Raw genomic sequence first — 15132 nt, 5'->3', positions numbered from 1 at the left:
GCTCTCGCGACAAACGCCAGGCGCATTTGCGCGCGCGACAAACGCTGAAGTGCGTTTGCGCGGAGGTGGCTCAGCTCCCCCTACCAAGGCAGAGCTGAGCCTGTCCGGATCGCGCTGGCCGTTGTGGCTGACGCGGTGAGCAGAAGTCGGTGTGGGCCCGAAATGTTCCGCCGGCCCATCCAAATTGGGCATACGGCCGCAGCGCGCGGCGTCGCTTCTATCGGACCAGGTGGCCTGATGCCGGCATGAGGCTGGCGACATTCGCCGGCGACTCCTGCCGAACCGGGCCATTGACCAGCAGGTCGGAGGCCACGATCAGCACCAGCACGGCCGAAGCCATTATCGCGAGAAAGATCCTGTCCATGCCGGGTCAAGCCGGAACAGCCGGATTCCGTTCCCGCTGATCCGCCATTGCCCTGTGGATGCGCCGCTCCGCCGCGCCGGGGGCGCCGCGGAATTGTCGCAATTCGGCAACAATGTGGTACGAATACATCAGTATCCGCCCCCGTCGCGGAACCGTTTTCAGCAACACCATTGCCGGAATGACCAGCGCAGAGACCTCGGCCGCACACTTTGACACGGCCCCAGCAGAAGAGCCCCGGCGTTGGTCGGCACGGCGCTGGCTGGCGCCCTTTGCCGTGGCACTGGCGCTGGGGTCGGCGCTCCTGACTTTCCTGGTCCTGACCGGCCTCACCACGATCGAGCCGACGCCCGAGGTGGTCCGCTCGTTCTACCTGATCAACGCGACCACGATCCTGCTGCTGGTCGTGATCATCGTCCGCGAGCTCTGGCAGCTGATCCTGGCGCGGCGGCGGGGCAGGGCGGCGGCGCGCCTCCATGTCCAGATCGTCAGCCTGTTCTCGATCGTGGCGGTGCTGCCGGCGGTGCTGGTCGCGGTCGTCGCCAACGTCACCATCGAGCGCGGCCTCGACCGGTTGTTCTCCGGACCGACCAAGGAGGTGATCCAGAATTCGCTGACGATCGCGCGCGCCTATATGCAGGACCATGCGCAGCTGATCCGCGGCGACATTCTCGGCATGGCCAACGACATCGCGCACGCCCGGCCGCTCTACGACCAGGATCGCCGTTCGTTCCGCGAGATGCTGACCGCCAGCGCCGGCTCGCGCAATCTGCCGGGCGCGATGATCATCGACAAGAACACCAACATCCTGGAGTCCGCCGATACCGGCATGCGGCTCGCTTATTCGCCGCCGGCGCCCGACTTCCTCAGCAACGTCAACGAGAGCGAGCCCGAGATCGCGGTGCTGCCGGACGCGAGCTTCGTCGCCGCGGTGATCCGCCTGCGCGCCTTCAGCGACACCTTCCTCTACGTCGCGCGCCCCCTTGATCCGAATGTCGTTGCCCAGCTCAAGCAGACCGAGGTCAGCGTCGCCGAGTACGCCCAGATCGAGTCGCGCCGGCTCGGCATTCAGGTCGCCTTCGCGCTGATGTTCGCCGTGATCGCGCTGACCATCCTGATGGCCTCGGTGCTGCTCGGCCTCAACTTCGCCAATTCGCTGGTGTCGCCGATCCGGCGGCTGATGAACGCGGCCCACACCGTTTCGACCGGCGACCTCCACGTCCAGGTGCCCGTGCACCAGTCGGAAGGCGATCTCGCCCAGCTCGGCGAGACCTTCAACAAGATGACGCAGGAATTGCGCAGTCAGCGCGACGAGCTCGTCAACGCCAGCGACCTCATCGACAGCCGCCGCCGCTTCATCGAGGCGGTGCTGTCCTCGGCGAGCGCCGGCATCATCGGCGTCGATGCCTCCGGCAGCGTCGGCATCTTGAACCGCTCCGCCGAGAAGCTGATCGGGCACGCCGAATCCGAGACGCTCGGCCATCCGCTCTCCGACGTGCTGCCCGAGCTCGACGAGATGATGAAGGCGGCGCGGGAAGGGACCCAGCGTCTGGTGCAGGGCCAGATCACGATCACCCGCGACGGCACCGAGCGCAACCTCTCGGTCCGCGTCAGCGCCGAGAAGAACCAGCCGCACGACAGCTACATTATCACGCTCGACGATATCACCGAGCTGGTCTCGGCGCAGCGCACCTCGGCCTGGGGCGATGTTGCGCGCCGCATCGCCCACGAGATCAAGAACCCCCTGACGCCGATCCAGCTGTCGGCCGAGCGCATCCGCCGCAAGTTCGGCAAGGACATCACCGAGGCCAAGGACAAGCAGATCTTCGAGCAGTGCACCGACACCATCGTGCGCCAGGTCGACGATATCCGCCGCATGGTCGACGAGTTCTCGCGCTTTGCCCGGATGCCCAAGCCCGTGATGGAAGGCGAGGACGTCGCCGACACGGTGCGGCAGGCCGTGTTCCTGATGAAGGTCGCCCATCCCGAGATCGACATCGAGGCCGAGTTCAAGCAGGACCCGCTGCGGGCCCAGTTCGACCGGCGGCTGATCTCCCAGGCCGTCACCAACATCGTCAAGAACGCCACCGAGGCGATCGAGCAGGTGCCGCCGGAGGAGCTCGGCAAAGGCCGCATCGACGTCGTCGTGTCGCGCGAAGGCGAGGACGTGCTGATCGACGTGATCGACAACGGCATCGGCCTGCCCAAGGTCGCGCGTTCGCGGCTGCTCGAACCCTATGTGACGACGCGGGCCAAGGGCACCGGCCTCGGCCTTGCGATCGTCGGCCGCGTGCTGGAAGACCATGGCGGGCGGATCGAGCTGAAGGACGCCTCCGACTTCCGCGAGGGCCAGCGCGGTGCCTGGATGCGGATGCGCTTTGCGATCTCCGGGCAACCCGCGAAAGCCGAGGGAGCCGAGCTGGCGCCGATCGCCAAGGACACCACGAAGGAAGCTGTGACGGAGCCTGCGAAGGACGCGGCGCCGGAAACAAAAGAGCCTGCGGCCGAAACCAAAGAGGCCGCTGAAAAGACCTATGATTCAACGAAGATCGAAGCCTCGACAGGCATCTGACAAGACAGGCGCAACCCATGGCTAGTGAAATTCTGATTGTCGATGACGAGGCCGATATTCGGGATCTCGTCGCAGGCATTCTCGAGGACGAGGGTTTTGTCACGCGCACCGCGCGCGACAGCGACTCCGCGCTGGCTGAAATCGCCAACCGGCGGCCGCATCTGGTGTTCCTCGACATCTGGCTGCAGGGCTCCAAGCTCGACGGTTTGCAGCTGCTGGAGCAGGTCAAGAAGGACAATGCCGACCTGCCGGTGGTGATGATCTCCGGCCACGGCAACATCGAGACCGCGGTCGCCGCAATCAAGCGCGGCGCCTATGACTTCATCGAGAAGCCGTTCAAGGCCGATCGCCTGATCCTGGTCGCGACCAGGGCCTTGGAGAACTCGCGGCTCAAGCGCGAGGTCAAGGAGCTGAAGCAACTCGCACCCAGCGCAAGCTCGCTCGTTGGCCGCTCGCCCAGCATGAACCAGCTGCGCCAGACCATCGAGCGCGCGGCCAAGGCCAACAGCCGCATCCTGATCGTCGGCCCCGCCGGCGCCGGCAAGGAATTGACCGCGCGCACGCTGCACGCGGCCTCGGGCCGCGCCGACGGTCCCTTCGTCGTCATCAACGCTGCCGCGATCACGCCCGAGCGCATGGAGCACGAGCTGTTCGGCGTCGAACAGTCCAACGGCGAGCAGCCGCGCAAGTCCGGCGCGCTCGAGGAAGCCCATGGCGGCACGCTGTTCATCGACGAGATCGCGGATATGCCGCGCGAGACCCAGAACAAGATCCTGCGCGTGCTGGTGGAGCAGTCGTTCCAGCGCGTCGGCGGCACCGCCAAGGTGCAGGTCGACGTGCGCATCATCTCCTCGACCGCGCGCAATCTCGAAGAGGAGATCGCGGCGGGCCATTTCCGCGAGGATCTCTATCATCGGCTCTCGGTGGTGCCGATCCGCGTGCCCGCGCTTTCGGAACGGCGCGAGGACATCCCGGAACTGATCGACTATTTCATGGAGCAGATCTCGGCCGGCAGCGGCCTGCCCAAGCGGCAGATTGGGCAGGACGCGATGGCGGTGCTGCAATCGCATGTCTGGCCGGGCAACGTGCGCCAGCTCCGCAACAATGTTGAAAGAGTCATGATTCTCGCGGCGGGCGGCCCGGAGGTGATCATCACTGCAGACATGTTGCCGCAGGACGTCGGCTCGATGGTACCGGCGATGCCGACAAGCAACAATGGCGAGCACATCATGGGCCTGCCGCTGCGTGAGGCGCGCGAAGTGTTCGAGCGCGACTATTTGATTGCACAGATCAGCCGTTTTTCAGGAAATATTTCTCGTACGGCCGAGTTCGTTGGCATGGAACGGTCGGCGTTGCACCGAAAGCTGAAGGCGCTCGGTGTCGGCTAGCGCCTTTGCGCGCGAAAAGGACCCGGTGTCGCGTCAAGAAAGAGACGTTAAAACAAGACTCTAACGCCACGTCGGCGCAGCGCGATCTCGTGGGCAGAGCGAGAATAATGCTCGATTTCCGTAGTTTTTCGGGGCATTACCGCCGGGGCTGCCGCGTGAAGCGGCTTGCCTAATAAGTCCACCTGTCCTCTAATCGCACAGCTGTTCCTTCCGAGGGGGATCTCATGAAGGAGCGGCAACCGGGAGAGGCCCCGAACCACACAAAGAGGGCCGCAACCGGCGCAATAAAAAGAAACTCAAAGCGAGAAAAAAACAATGGCGGCAGACCGCGCACAAAACCTACAGGACACCTTCCTTAATCACGTTCGCAAAACCAAGACGCCACTGACGATCTTTCTGGTCAACGGAGTGAAGCTCCAGGGCATCGTGACCTGGTTCGACAATTTCTGTTTGCTGCTTCGGCGCGACGGTCATTCGCAGCTGGTCTACAAGCATGCGATCTCGACCATCATGCCGGGCGCTCCGATCCAGCTGTTCGAAGGCGGCGAGGATCAGCCGGCTTGAGAGTGATCTGATTGGAACCCCGGAATTTCGACGGGGACGCCGACCGTCCGCGGCCGGCAGGGGCAAAGCAAACGGGGCGGGTGCTTGTCGTCGGCCCCTATTTGCGGGTGCGCGCCGGCAGTGCCGACGCGCAATCGGAGAGCCATGCCCTTCCCAATCATGTTCAGCGTGACGCCGAGGCCCGGCTCGACGAAGCCGCGGGCCTCGCGCGCGCGATCGATCTCGTCGTTGCCGGCGCCATCATCGCACCGATCAGCCAGATCAGGCCCGCGACCTACATCGGCAAGGGCAAGGTCGAGGAGATCGCCGCGCTGGCCAAGAGCCTCGACGTCGAGCTCGTGGTGATGGATTGCGCGCTGGCGCCGATCCAGCAGCGCAATCTCGAAAAGGAATTGCAGGCCAAGGTGCTCGATCGCACCGGCCTCATCCTGGAAATCTTCGGCCGACGCGCCAAGACCAAGGAGGGCGCGCTCCAGGTCGAGCTCGCGCATCTCAACTACCAGCGCTCGCGCCTCGTGCGCTCATGGACCCATCTGGAGCGCCAGCGCGGCGGTTTCGGCTTCATGGGCGGTCCCGGCGAGACCCAGATCGAGGCCGACCGCCGCCTCATCCAGGAGCGCATCACCAAGCTCGAGAGCGAGCTGAAGAAGGTCCAGGCGACGCGGCGGCTGCATCGCGCCGGCCGCCAGCGCGTGCCGTATCGGGTCGTGGCGCTGGTCGGTTACACCAATGCCGGCAAGTCGACGCTGTTCAACCGCCTGACCCGCGCCGACGTGCAAGCGGCGGATATGCTTTTCGCGACACTCGATCCGACCTTGCGCGCCCTCAACCTGCCGCATGGCGGCAAGGCGATGCTATCGGACACCGTCGGGTTCATCTCCAACCTGCCGACCCAGCTCGTCGCCGCCTTCCGCGCCACGCTGGAGGAAGTGCTGGAAGCGGACGTCATCCTGCATGTGCGCGACATCTCTCATGAGGACGCCGAGGCGCAGCAGAGCGACGTCGACGCGGTGCTGCGCCAACTCGGCATCAACCCCGATGATTCAGGCCGCATCATCGAGGTCTGGAACAAGATCGACCGTTACGATTCCGAACAGCGCGAAGAGCTGTTGAACATCGCGGCGCGCCGGCCGGAGGATCATCCGGCGATGCTGGTGTCCGCCGTGACAGGCGAGGGGGTCGATGCGCTGCTTGCGGCGATCGAGGAGCGCTTGGCTGCCAAGCGCACCACGCTCGATCTCTCCATCGACGCCGCCGACGGCGCCGGCATCTCGTGGCTGCATCGCAATTCCGAGGTGCTGGCGAAGGAATTGCACGACGGCCGCTTCGACATGACGGTGCGGGTGGATGAGACCAAGCGGGATATCGTGGTGTCGAGGTTCGACGCCGTGCCGCATCTGTCTGCGTGACGACCTCGCGTAGGCGATGAGTCGCGCCAGACGCCGCCCCAAGCAATACTGTCGTCCCGGACAAGCGTAAGCGCAGATCCGGGACCCGTAATCACAGGACGTCGTTTGGTGAAGACTCGTGGCTATCAGATCGCCGCTACAACTTCTCCCTGGGAGTATGGGTCCCGGATCTGTGCGCGCTTGAGGCGCGCTTGTCCGGGACGACAGCGGGGTTAGCGGCGCGCTTCCTTGTGTCCTTGTGAGGTCGGCGTCTCTTCGCCCTTGGCCGCATTCCACAGCGCGTCCATCTCCGCCAGCGAAGCCTGCTCCAGCGTGCGGCCCTGCGCCTCCAGCGCCCGCTCGATATAGCCGAAACGTCGCTCGAACTTTGCATTCGTCGCACGCAACGCGGCCTCCGGATCTGCGTCGACATGGCGGGCAAGGTTGACGAGGGCGAACATCAGGTCACCGGTTTCTTCGGCAATCTCCTGCTTGTCGTTACGATCCAGCGCCGCCTCGATCTCGTCGGTTTCCTCGCGGATCTTTTGCAAGACGGCGCGCGGGTCGTTCCAGTCGAAGCCGACGGTCGAGGCCTTGCGCTGCAGCTCCATCGCACGCGTCAGCGCGGGCTGGCCGGCCTTCACGCCCGACAGCAGCGATTGATGCGGCGGCGTCGTCTCAGGCGGCCGGCGCGCGGCGCGTTCGGCCTTCTCCTCGGCCTTGATGCGGTCCCAGACTTCCTTGACATGAGAGGAGGCGAGATTGCCGTCCTTGTCGGCGAAGACGTGGGGATGACGCCGGATCATTTTTCGCGTGATGGCCTCGACCACGTCGCCGAAGGCGAACGCGTTCTGCTCGGACGCCATCTGGGCGTGGAAGACGACCTGGAGCAGGAGATCGCCGAGCTCTTCGCGGAGATCGTCGAGATCGCCGCGGTCGATGGCGTCCACCACTTCATAGGCTTCCTCGATCGTGTAGGGCGCGATCGTCGCAAAGTTCTGCTCGAGGTCCCAGGGGCAGCCGGTGACCGGCGTGCGCAGCGCCGCCATGATCTCGATCAGGCGGGAAATGTCGCGGGAAGGGGTCATTGCGGGGCCGTTCTCCTGGGTCCAAAGCCTTATGCCAAAAGCGGGCCGCCGATCCCAGAGCAGGCAGCCGGAACAGGCCGATTTCCACCGATTGGCTGAGACGTTCCGCGGTGCTAAAGCGCGGTCATGAGTGACGCATTTTCATCACAAACCGCGCTGGTGCTGTTCTCCGGCGGCCAGGATTCCACCACCTGCCTGGCCTGGGCGCTGAGCCGCTTTGCCCGCGTGGAGACGCTGGGGTGCGACTACGGCCAGCGCCATGCCATCGAACTTGCCTGCCGCGACCGGCTGTTCGCCGGCGTCAAGGCGCTGCGCTCCGATTGGGCCGCAAAGCTCGGCGAGAGCCATACGCTGTCGATCCCGACCCTGGCAGCCGTGTCCGAGACCGCGCTGACCCGCGACGTTGCGATCGCGATGGGCGCCGACGGCCTGCCCAACACCTTCGTGCCTGGCCGCAATCTGGTGTTCCTGACCTTTGCCGCCGCGCTGGCCTATCGGCGCGGCATCACCCATATCGTCGGCGGCATGTGCGAGACCGACTATTCCGGCTATCCCGACTGCCGCGACGAGACCATCCGCGCGATGCAGACGGCGCTCTCGCTCGGCATGGCCAAGCCGTTCGAGCTGCACACGCCCCTGATGTGGATCGACAAGGCCGCGACCTGGAAGCTCGCGCAGGACCTCGGCGGCGACGGCCTCGTCGACCTCATCCGCGAGCACTCCCACACCTGCTATCTCGGCGAACGTGGCGCGCAGCACGACTGGGGCTATGGCTGCGGGGAATGCCCGGCGTGCAGCCTGCGGGCGAAGGGATGGCGGGAGTTTGCGGCGGGGCGCTAGCGTCACCCCCGTCATGCATCGCAAGCGACGGGTCGATCGCGGCCTACGGGACCGATCCTTGCTGAGGGCTTCTCCTCACTTGCCCAAGGGCATGGACATCAGCCGAACGGCGGCGTCCGAGACACCAAGCTGGTCTTGATCTCCTCCCAGGGCTTCCACGGATCCGAACGGTCACCACAGCCTGATTTGTAGGCTGACGAGACGGCAGCCAGGCTCGCCGCGGTCGGTTTCTCGATCAACATATTCCCGACCAGAAGTCCGTCGACATTGGTCGCTTTAGGGTCCGTGAAGCCCACAATGAGATTGACGAGTCTCCGGTTACCACCTCCGGAATCGAGCAAGACCAGCATCTGGGCCGAATATTTTGTGAGTAGTTGCTTGTCCGGCGCAAGGAAACATCCATACCGGATCGACGCACCGATCGGCCAGGCAGCGATCTTCGCCGCGAGAGAATCCCTGAGGACCCCGGTGCTGGGCGGCAGGAGATCAGGCGCGTCGAATGACTCAGTTGCGACCCTTGCATCGAAGTAGGGCGCCAGCTTTTTGGCACGAGCTTCAGGCGAGAGGTTCGCCGCGGGAATCGAACTGAGCGCGCGACCAAATTCGTTGAGAAACTCCCTGATCGCGCTCCAGCGGATCGGATCCGTAGCATCCTTCGCCGGATCTCGCGGGAGATCGCTGTTCTCCTGCGGCGCGGCGCGGGCGGCGAGGGGGTCTGTCAGTCCCATCGTCTTGAGAGCTTCACGTTCGATCGCCCTGAAGCAAGGATCCTTCAGATCCTTAACTGTATTGTCTCCGAACCTGTCGAACTCCTTGGCGAGAATGACGATCATCTCTTCCTTCGTGAAGAGGTATCCCAGCGCCTCGCGAATCTTGCCGCATCCTGTCCTCGACGTGTCGACATCCTTGCTGATGACCATCGTGTCCCAGTTGCCGGCCTTGGTCGTCAGATAGGCCGCAATATCGATCCCGGTCTTCTCTGATATGAGCTTCTGGAGGGGAGCGCCCGGCGCATTCAGTTTCGGGCCGTCGAACGTCAGGAAGGCAGAGCGTTTGCCGATTCGAGATATCGTGAATTTCGAGCTGTCGGAAAGAAGGAGCGTCACGCTCTTTTCGTTGACGTCGAACGTCGCCATGGGCTGTTGCGTGTTGACCTCGTCGAACGCCTTGACGATTTCGTCGATATCGCTCTTGTTGTCCTTGATGGCGTCGCTGATCTTCGTCGCTTCTCCTGCAATCGCGGCGCCACCGGGACCGGCGAACACGAAGCCAAGCACTTTCGAAACGATGCGGATGGCACTGTAAGTCGACGGATTGACGGTCGTCGTCTTCGATTGCAGCAGCTTGAATTTCAGCCTCAGCGTCGAATTGAACGAGATGTTCGTTGCAAGAAAATTGTCGCAGCCGGTCACCGTGGTATTCCCGCCGGCATCGCGCTTGATTTGCGCGATCAGATAAGTGAGCGGCTTGGGTGGATCGGCGGCGTTCCTGCTGATCTGCTCGATGTCGGCCGAAAGAGCGAATTCGCGATTTTCCGACAGCAGACCGACGGACCATGCGCGATCGACAAACTGCCGTGCGAAGCGCTCGAGCCCTGCCGAATTGCAGTCTATCTTGATGTCCGCGTAGCTGAAGTCGCCGACCTCGCCAGGCTTGTAGAGAACCGAAGAACGGTCCGCGACGATCTGCTGAAGATTGGTGTCCTTCCGAGGTGTCTTGTCCAGACAAAGCCACTCAGGAACGTTGCAAGCCGCTCGGCTCGGAGTCGGAAAAGCGGAAATGGCGGCAAGCAGCAACAGAAAGGTCGCGATTCTTGCGAACATGATGCCTCCCAATACGCAATTCCTGATTGAAATGAGCCGCTCGCGTACGCCGCGATATTACAACCGCCGATATGAATTTGAAGGGTCTTTTTGTCAGCGATCCGAAATAGCCGGGCTTGCCCGTCAGCCAAAATCCTCCGGCCTGAGCTCGATTGGCTTGCCGTGCGGCGTGCGATCAGCCGCGTGGTCCCAGGCGTCGCGATAGCGGTGCAGCGTGTCCATCGAGGCAACGCCCTTGCGCGCGACCAATCCCTCCAGCGTGGCGAGCCAGTGCAGGTAATAGGTCTCACCCGTGTCAGGGTCGCCGGCGGCCTGCGCGCGCTTGATCTCGGCGGCCAGGGCCGCTGCCCATTCCGGCCAGGTGAACACGCCGCGCTCGTGCAGCGTCAGGGCCATCGCAAAGGCATGCGCCTCCCAGGGCGCGCGGAACACCGGGCCGTCTTCATCGCGGGGAATGCTCGGGATGGCCGCCGTCGCGGCCGCAGCAGCGCTAGCACTCATCACGCAGGATCCAGATAGGGCTCGAAGGCGTCGATCGAGACCTTCAGCGTGGGATCGCCATCCTCGCCCCAGAGATCACGGCCCTCGAACACGACGGTGTAAAGCCATTGCGGATGTTCGCCGCGCTCCATCGCCGCCGTGTCCGGAAACACGTGGCACCCATGGTTGAGCTCGACGACACCGACATGGCCGCGCACGTAACGCGGTAGCCGCGTGTGCGTCACCGGATGGATGTTCTTGGCCCGCACGCGATCGCCGATGTCGAATTTCGCCGGTGCCGGAGCAGGGCGGGCGAACTTCCCGCGCACCATGATGCGCTCGATCTGGGTGAGATCGAACTTGCCGTGCTTGAGCGCCTTGCCGGGCTGCATCGCGTGGCCGGCAGCGACCTCCTCACGCGTGAGGTAGCCCTTCTCGATCAGCATCTCCTCGAGGCCGAGGAACCATTTCTTGTAATAGGAGCTCGAGAGGTACACGTGCGGCGGCAGCGTCTCGCGATAGTAGCGCGAGGTGTCGATGTTGAAGGCGCCGGCCGCGCCCATCGCGCGCACCATCGCCAGCACGCGCTCTTCCCAATGCGCGTGAAACACCGGCTCGTTCGGCTCGGGCTCGACCTTGCCGAACCCATCCATGCCGCCCATGTCGTGCACGCCGTTCATGACGGCGCTCCCGGCGTCCTGGGGAATCCGGTGCCGATCATGGAATCGCGCGTGACGAGCTCGGCGAGCTGCTCCTCGCTCCAGCCCTCGGTGCCCGCGGGGCGCATCGGCAGCACCAGGAAGCGCGTCTCGGCAGTGGAATCCCAGACCCGGATCTCCATGTCCTTCGGCAGGGTGACGTCGAAATCGGCGAGCACGCCGCGCGGATCCTTCACGGCGCGGGAGCGATAGGGCGCAGCCTTGTACCAGACCGGCGGCAGCCCCAGCATCTCCCAGGGGTAGCAGGAGCACAGCGTGCACACGACCATGTTGTGCCGCTCCGGCGTGTTCTCGACGACGACGAGGTGGTCGCCGACGCGGCTGACATGGCCGAGCGTGCCGATCGCCTTGGAGCCGTCCTCCAGCAGCGCCTTCTTGAACGCCGGATCGGTCCAGGCCTTGGCGACGACGCGCGCGCCGTTATGCGGGCCGATCTTGGTCTCATAGGCCTGGATGATGGCATCGAGCGCGGCGGGCTCGACATAGCCTTTTTCGGTCAAGATCGTCTCGAGCGCGCGCACGCGCAGCTCGGTCTCGGACAGCTCGGAATGGTCGTGATCGTGGTCGTGATGATGTTCACTCATGGCGCGAAGATAGTCCCAGAATCCGGGCCTTGTCGAGGCGAAGACTCTGCTAACATCGCCCCATGGGCCGGGCTTCGCAAACCGCAATAACCGCCGCAATCGCGGCTCTTGCCGCATTGGCGGCGCAGGATGCGCGCGCCGCGAATGGCGCCTATGCAGTCGATGCCGCCGACATCTCCGAGGTCGGGTCCTGCAAGGTCGAGAGCTGGATGTCGGCAGCGAGCGACACGGACGTCCTGGCGGTTGCCAATCCCTCCTGCGTCGTCGATCCCTTCAGGCCGGTCGAGCTCAGCATGCAGACCGTCCGCGCCCGCAGCGACGGCGACTGGAGCACGACGGTGGCCCCGAAGGCCAAGACCAATTTCATCCCGACCGGAATCGGACGCTGGGGATTATCCGCCTATGGCGGCGGATCGTTCGACGTCATGACCGGCGAGGCGCTGTCCGCCTTTGCGGTGATCCCCGCGACCTTCCGCCTGTCGGAGACGATGCGCATCAACGTCAATGGCGGATGGCTGTGGGATCGCACCGTGGATCGCCATTACCTGACTTATGGCGTCGGCTTCGATTGGAAGTTCACCGACACGCTGCAATGGACGATAGAAGCTTATGGCCAGGCCGGAGCGTCCGAGGTCGCGAGCGTCGTACAACCGCGCCTGCAGACCGGTTTGCGCTACCGGCCGAACGAGATATTTTCCGTCGACGTGATCTACGGCCGCAACATCACCGGAGAGAACGCCAACTGGATCACCATCGGGACCACGATTCGATTTCCGGTCCGCGGCAGTGAGCCGGAGCACCGGCGCACCGGGCATCTGTGATCAAGAGCAACAAGAACAGGGGGACTTCCGTTGACCAATTATGTGACGATCGAGAAGGGTCTCGGGCCCGAGGGACGGATCGCGGTGGTGCGCTTCGACCGCGGCGACGGCATCAACGCACTCTCGCCCGAGGCGCTGCGGCAGCTCACCGCGGCGGCGCGCAGTTTCGAGGATGACGCGACGACCTCCGTCGTGGTGCTGACCGGCAGCACCAGCGCCTTCAGCGCGGGCTTCGACCTGAAGGACGCCGAGGGCCGCTCGCGCAAGGAGATGGATCTCGGCACCTTGCGCCGGCACCTCAAGCTCGGGCCGCGCCTCACCCACGCCTGGCAGGAGATGGAGCAGGTCACGATCGGGGCGATCGAGGGATTTTGCGTCGGCGGCGGCGTCGCGCTCGCCGTGGCGCTCGACTTCCGCGTGATGGGGCACGACGCCCATCTGCGCGTGCCCGAGATCGGGCTCGGCATGAACATGAGCTGGCAAAGCATCCCGCGCATGCTGCACCTGATCGGACCTGCCCGCACCAAGCAGGCGGTGATCCTCGCCGACCAGCGCATCAGCGCGGACGAGGCCTATGAATGGGGCCTGGTCGAGCAGGTGACCGACCCCGGCCATGCCTTCGATGCCGCCATGGATCTCGCGCGCAAGATCGCCGCGCAGCCGCCGCTCTCGGTCGCGATGACGAAGCTGACCGTCAACCGGCTCGCGCACGCGCTCGACGATCTCGCCAGCCACATGGACGTCGACCAGTTCGCGCTCGCGAGCTTCAGCGAGGATCACAAGGAGGGCGTCGAGGCGTTCCTGGGCCGCCGCAAGCCACGCTTCAAGGGCCGGTAGACCGATGCCAGGACATTTGATGCCAGGCCATTGATCGCACTTCCGACAGTCCGTATACGCCGCACGGGGACACGAGCAGGCCCGGCCAACGGGCCGCACGAGGCGACGATATCAGAGGGGAGGGCCCATGACCGTCAGTTCGCAGGCGCCTGAGGCAAGCGGATTTCGCTGGAAGCTGGTCGCACCGCTCGCGGTGTGGCTGGTGATCTATCTGTGGCCGGCGCCCTCCGGGCTCAACGTCAATCAGTGGCACTATTTCGCGGTGTTCGCGGCCGTCATCACCGGGCTCATCCTGGAATCGATGCCGGTCGGAGCGGTCGGCTTCATCGGCCTGACCGTAGCGGGCGTTGCCGGCTATATCGATCCCGATCCCGGCAAGTCGCTGCGCTGGATGCTGGCAGGCTTTGCCGAGAGCACGGTCTGGCTGATCGTCGGCGCCTTCGTGTTCTCGATCGGCTATCGCAAGAGCCAGCTCGGACGGCGCATCGCGCTGGTGCTGGTGCAGCGCCTCGGCCGCAACACGCTCGGCCTCGGTTATGCCGTGGCGATGTCGGACTTCCTGCTCGCGCCGGCAACGCCGTCGAACACCGCGCGCAGCGGCGGCATCGTCTATCCCATCATCTCCAACATCCCGCGCATCTACGGCTCCGAGCCGGGCCCGACCGCCGGCAGGATCGGCACCTATGTGATGTGGACGGCGTTCGCCGCGACCGCGATCACGAGCTCGCTGTTCTTCACCGCCCTCGCGCCCAATGCGGCGGCACTGGCGATTGCCAAGAAGACCGTCGGGGTCGAGGTGAGCTGGGGGCAATGGTTCATCGGCTTCGCGCCGCTCGGCCTCCTGCTGATGATCGTGGTGCCGCTGCTCAGCTATCTGGTCTGCCGCCCCGAGGTGAAACGCAGTCCGGAGATTTCCGAATGGGCGGCGAAGGAGCTCGCAGAGATGGGCCCGATGTCGCGCAACGAATGGATCATGCTCGGCCTGATCGTGCTCGCGATGTTCCTGTGGATCGCGGGCTCCAGTCCGGACATCCACGTTCCCGTGCTCGGCTCCAATTTCGTCAACGCCACCACCGTCGTGTTCATCGTGATCTCATTGATGCTGGTGACCGGCGTGATCGAGTTCGCCGACATCGTCAGCGAGAAGAGCGCCTGGGAGGTGTTCTTCTATTTCACCTCGCTGCTGACGCTGGCCTCCGGCCTCAACGAGATCGGCTTCATCAAATGGTTCGCGACCGAATACGCAAAGCCGCTCGCCGGGCTGGCGCCGTCGACCGCGATGCTGCTGCTGGTCGCGCTGTTCTTCTGGATCCACTATTTCTTCTCGAGCATCACCTCGCACGCGGCCGCCGTGCTGCCGGTGGTGCTCGCGGTCGGATCGGGCATCCCCGGTCTGCCGGTCACCACGCTCGCCATGCTCTGCATGTATTCGCTTGGCCTGATGGGCGTGATCTCGCCTTACGCGACGGGGCCGGCGCCGATGTATTTCGGCAGCGGCTATATCGGGAAGGGCCAGTTCTGGGGTTTTGGCCTCATCTTCGGGCTGCTGTACTTCGCCGGGCTGCTGCTGATCGTGTTGCCCTGGTTGCAGATGGGATGAGCCGGGCAGGCGGTTGATATCCCCGGCGAAGGAATATTCTTCTCCGGGGAGGGATTGGGGAATCTTC

The 15132-nt window shown here is 64.4% G+C and carries 14 protein-coding genes; 8 read left to right on the top strand and 6 right to left on the bottom strand.

What is annotated here, in order from left to right:
* Positions 1-217: 217 nt before the first annotated feature.
* The gene (locus UNPF46_RS38255; protein WP_246668647.1) at positions 218-364 is read right to left on the bottom strand and encodes a hypothetical protein; all 147 of its coding nucleotides are present in this window, start codon (positions 362-364) and stop codon (positions 218-220) included.
* Positions 365-542: 178 nt separating this feature from the next.
* On the opposite strand from UNPF46_RS38255, the gene UNPF46_RS13920 reads away from it, so the two are divergent.
* The 4 genes from UNPF46_RS13920 to hflX all read left to right on the top strand — a co-directional run bounded on the left by UNPF46_RS13920 (position 543) and on the right by hflX (position 6294).
* Positions 543-2933 carry a sensor histidine kinase gene (locus tag UNPF46_RS13920; protein WP_181769922.1) on the top strand — a complete coding sequence of 797 codons (2391 nt, stop codon included), beginning with the start codon at positions 543-545 and terminating at the stop codon, positions 2931-2933.
* Between the two features lie 17 nt (positions 2934-2950).
* Positions 2951-4321 (top strand): nitrogen assimilation response regulator NtrX, encoded by a 1371-nt coding sequence (ntrX, locus tag UNPF46_RS13915; protein WP_100177457.1) that lies wholly within the window; start codon positions 2951-2953, stop codon positions 4319-4321.
* 315 nt (positions 4322-4636) lie between these two features.
* The gene (gene hfq, locus UNPF46_RS13910; protein WP_007591126.1) at positions 4637-4885 is read left to right on the top strand and encodes an RNA chaperone Hfq; all 249 of its coding nucleotides are present in this window, start codon (positions 4637-4639) and stop codon (positions 4883-4885) included.
* An 11-nt stretch (positions 4886-4896) separates the two neighbouring features.
* Positions 4897-6294: a GTPase HflX gene (gene hflX / locus UNPF46_RS13905; RefSeq protein ID WP_181769921.1), complete on the top strand. Its 1398-nt coding sequence runs from the start codon at positions 4897-4899 to the stop codon at positions 6292-6294.
* 212 nt (positions 6295-6506) lie between these two features.
* On the opposite strand, the gene mazG is transcribed toward hflX, so the two are convergent.
* Complete coding sequence (gene mazG / locus UNPF46_RS13900; RefSeq protein ID WP_100177455.1) at positions 6507-7361, bottom strand: nucleoside triphosphate pyrophosphohydrolase; 855 nt, start codon at positions 7359-7361, stop codon at positions 6507-6509.
* 126 nt (positions 7362-7487) lie between these two features.
* On the opposite strand from mazG, the gene queC reads away from it, so the two are divergent.
* Positions 7488-8201: a 7-cyano-7-deazaguanine synthase QueC gene (gene queC, locus UNPF46_RS13895; RefSeq protein ID WP_142250385.1), complete on the top strand. Its 714-nt coding sequence runs from the start codon at positions 7488-7490 to the stop codon at positions 8199-8201.
* Between the two features lie 98 nt (positions 8202-8299).
* On the opposite strand, the gene UNPF46_RS13890 is transcribed toward queC, so the two are convergent.
* The 4 genes from UNPF46_RS13890 to nthA form a co-directional block, all read right to left on the bottom strand.
* On the bottom strand, positions 8300-10024 hold the full coding sequence (locus UNPF46_RS13890) for a hypothetical protein (protein ID WP_142250384.1): 1725 nt from the start codon (positions 10022-10024) through the stop codon (positions 8300-8302).
* Positions 10025-10147: 123 nt separating this feature from the next.
* Entirely contained in the window at positions 10148-10525 is a 378-nt protein-coding gene (locus tag UNPF46_RS13885; RefSeq protein WP_174718943.1) for a nitrile hydratase accessory protein, read from the bottom strand.
* Positions 10525-11184, bottom strand: a complete 660-nt coding sequence (gene nthB / locus UNPF46_RS13880; protein ID WP_142250383.1) for a nitrile hydratase subunit beta — start codon at positions 11182-11184, stop codon at positions 10525-10527. Before nthB ends, UNPF46_RS13885 begins: the two co-directional genes overlap by 1 nt.
* Positions 11181-11807: a nitrile hydratase subunit alpha gene (gene nthA, locus UNPF46_RS13875; protein ID WP_100177450.1), complete on the bottom strand. Its 627-nt coding sequence runs from the start codon at positions 11805-11807 to the stop codon at positions 11181-11183. The genes nthB and nthA overlap by 4 nt, the downstream gene beginning before the upstream one ends.
* Before the next feature lie 62 nt (positions 11808-11869).
* On the opposite strand from nthA, the gene UNPF46_RS13870 reads away from it, so the two are divergent.
* The 3 genes from UNPF46_RS13870 to UNPF46_RS13860 all read left to right on the top strand — a co-directional run bounded on the left by UNPF46_RS13870 (position 11870) and on the right by UNPF46_RS13860 (position 15065).
* Complete coding sequence (locus UNPF46_RS13870; protein ID WP_142250382.1) at positions 11870-12628, top strand: PA4824 family protein; 759 nt, start codon at positions 11870-11872, stop codon at positions 12626-12628.
* Positions 12629-12658: 30 nt separating this feature from the next.
* Positions 12659-13465 (top strand): enoyl-CoA hydratase/isomerase family protein, encoded by an 807-nt coding sequence (locus tag UNPF46_RS13865; protein ID WP_142250381.1) that lies wholly within the window; start codon positions 12659-12661, stop codon positions 13463-13465.
* A 127-nt stretch (positions 13466-13592) separates the two neighbouring features.
* Positions 13593-15065, top strand: a complete 1473-nt coding sequence (locus UNPF46_RS13860; RefSeq protein WP_142250380.1) for a DASS family sodium-coupled anion symporter — start codon at positions 13593-13595, stop codon at positions 15063-15065.
* Positions 15066-15132 lie beyond the last annotated feature (67 nt).

It is taken from the genome of Bradyrhizobium sp. UNPF46, from assembly GCF_006658625.1.
Lineage (GTDB): Bacteria > Pseudomonadota > Alphaproteobacteria > Rhizobiales > Xanthobacteraceae > Bradyrhizobium > Bradyrhizobium nitroreducens.
The sequence above is the reverse complement of the archived record's forward strand: the minus strand, read 5'-3'. Positions and strand labels throughout refer to the sequence as shown.

What these genes read in the sequence shown, in the direction of transcription:
- UNPF46_RS38255 (WP_246668647.1), bottom strand. Translation starts at nt 364, where the DNA reads ATGGACAGGATCTTTCTCGCGATAATGGCTTCGGCCGTGCTGGTGCTG.
- UNPF46_RS13870 (WP_142250382.1), top strand. Translation starts at nt 11,870, where the DNA reads ATGGGCCGGGCTTCGCAAACCGCAATAACCGCCGCAATCGCGGCTCTT.
- nthA (WP_100177450.1), bottom strand. Translation starts at nt 11,807, where the DNA reads ATGAGTGAACATCATCACGACCACGATCACGACCATTCCGAGCTGTCC.
- ntrX (WP_100177457.1), top strand. Translation starts at nt 2,951, where the DNA reads ATGGCTAGTGAAATTCTGATTGTCGATGACGAGGCCGATATTCGGGAT.
- UNPF46_RS13890 (WP_142250384.1), bottom strand. Translation starts at nt 10,024, where the DNA reads ATGTTCGCAAGAATCGCGACCTTTCTGTTGCTGCTTGCCGCCATTTCC.
- nthB (WP_142250383.1), bottom strand. Translation starts at nt 11,184, where the DNA reads ATGAACGGCGTGCACGACATGGGCGGCATGGATGGGTTCGGCAAGGTC.
- UNPF46_RS13860 (WP_142250380.1), top strand. Translation starts at nt 13,593, where the DNA reads ATGACCGTCAGTTCGCAGGCGCCTGAGGCAAGCGGATTTCGCTGGAAG.
- UNPF46_RS13885 (WP_174718943.1), bottom strand. Translation starts at nt 10,525, where the DNA reads ATGAGTGCTAGCGCTGCTGCGGCCGCGACGGCGGCCATCCCGAGCATT.
- queC (WP_142250385.1), top strand. Translation starts at nt 7,488, where the DNA reads ATGAGTGACGCATTTTCATCACAAACCGCGCTGGTGCTGTTCTCCGGC.
- mazG (WP_100177455.1), bottom strand. Translation starts at nt 7,361, where the DNA reads ATGACCCCTTCCCGCGACATTTCCCGCCTGATCGAGATCATGGCGGCG.
- UNPF46_RS13920 (WP_181769922.1), top strand. Translation starts at nt 543, where the DNA reads ATGACCAGCGCAGAGACCTCGGCCGCACACTTTGACACGGCCCCAGCA.
- hfq (WP_007591126.1), top strand. Translation starts at nt 4,637, where the DNA reads ATGGCGGCAGACCGCGCACAAAACCTACAGGACACCTTCCTTAATCAC.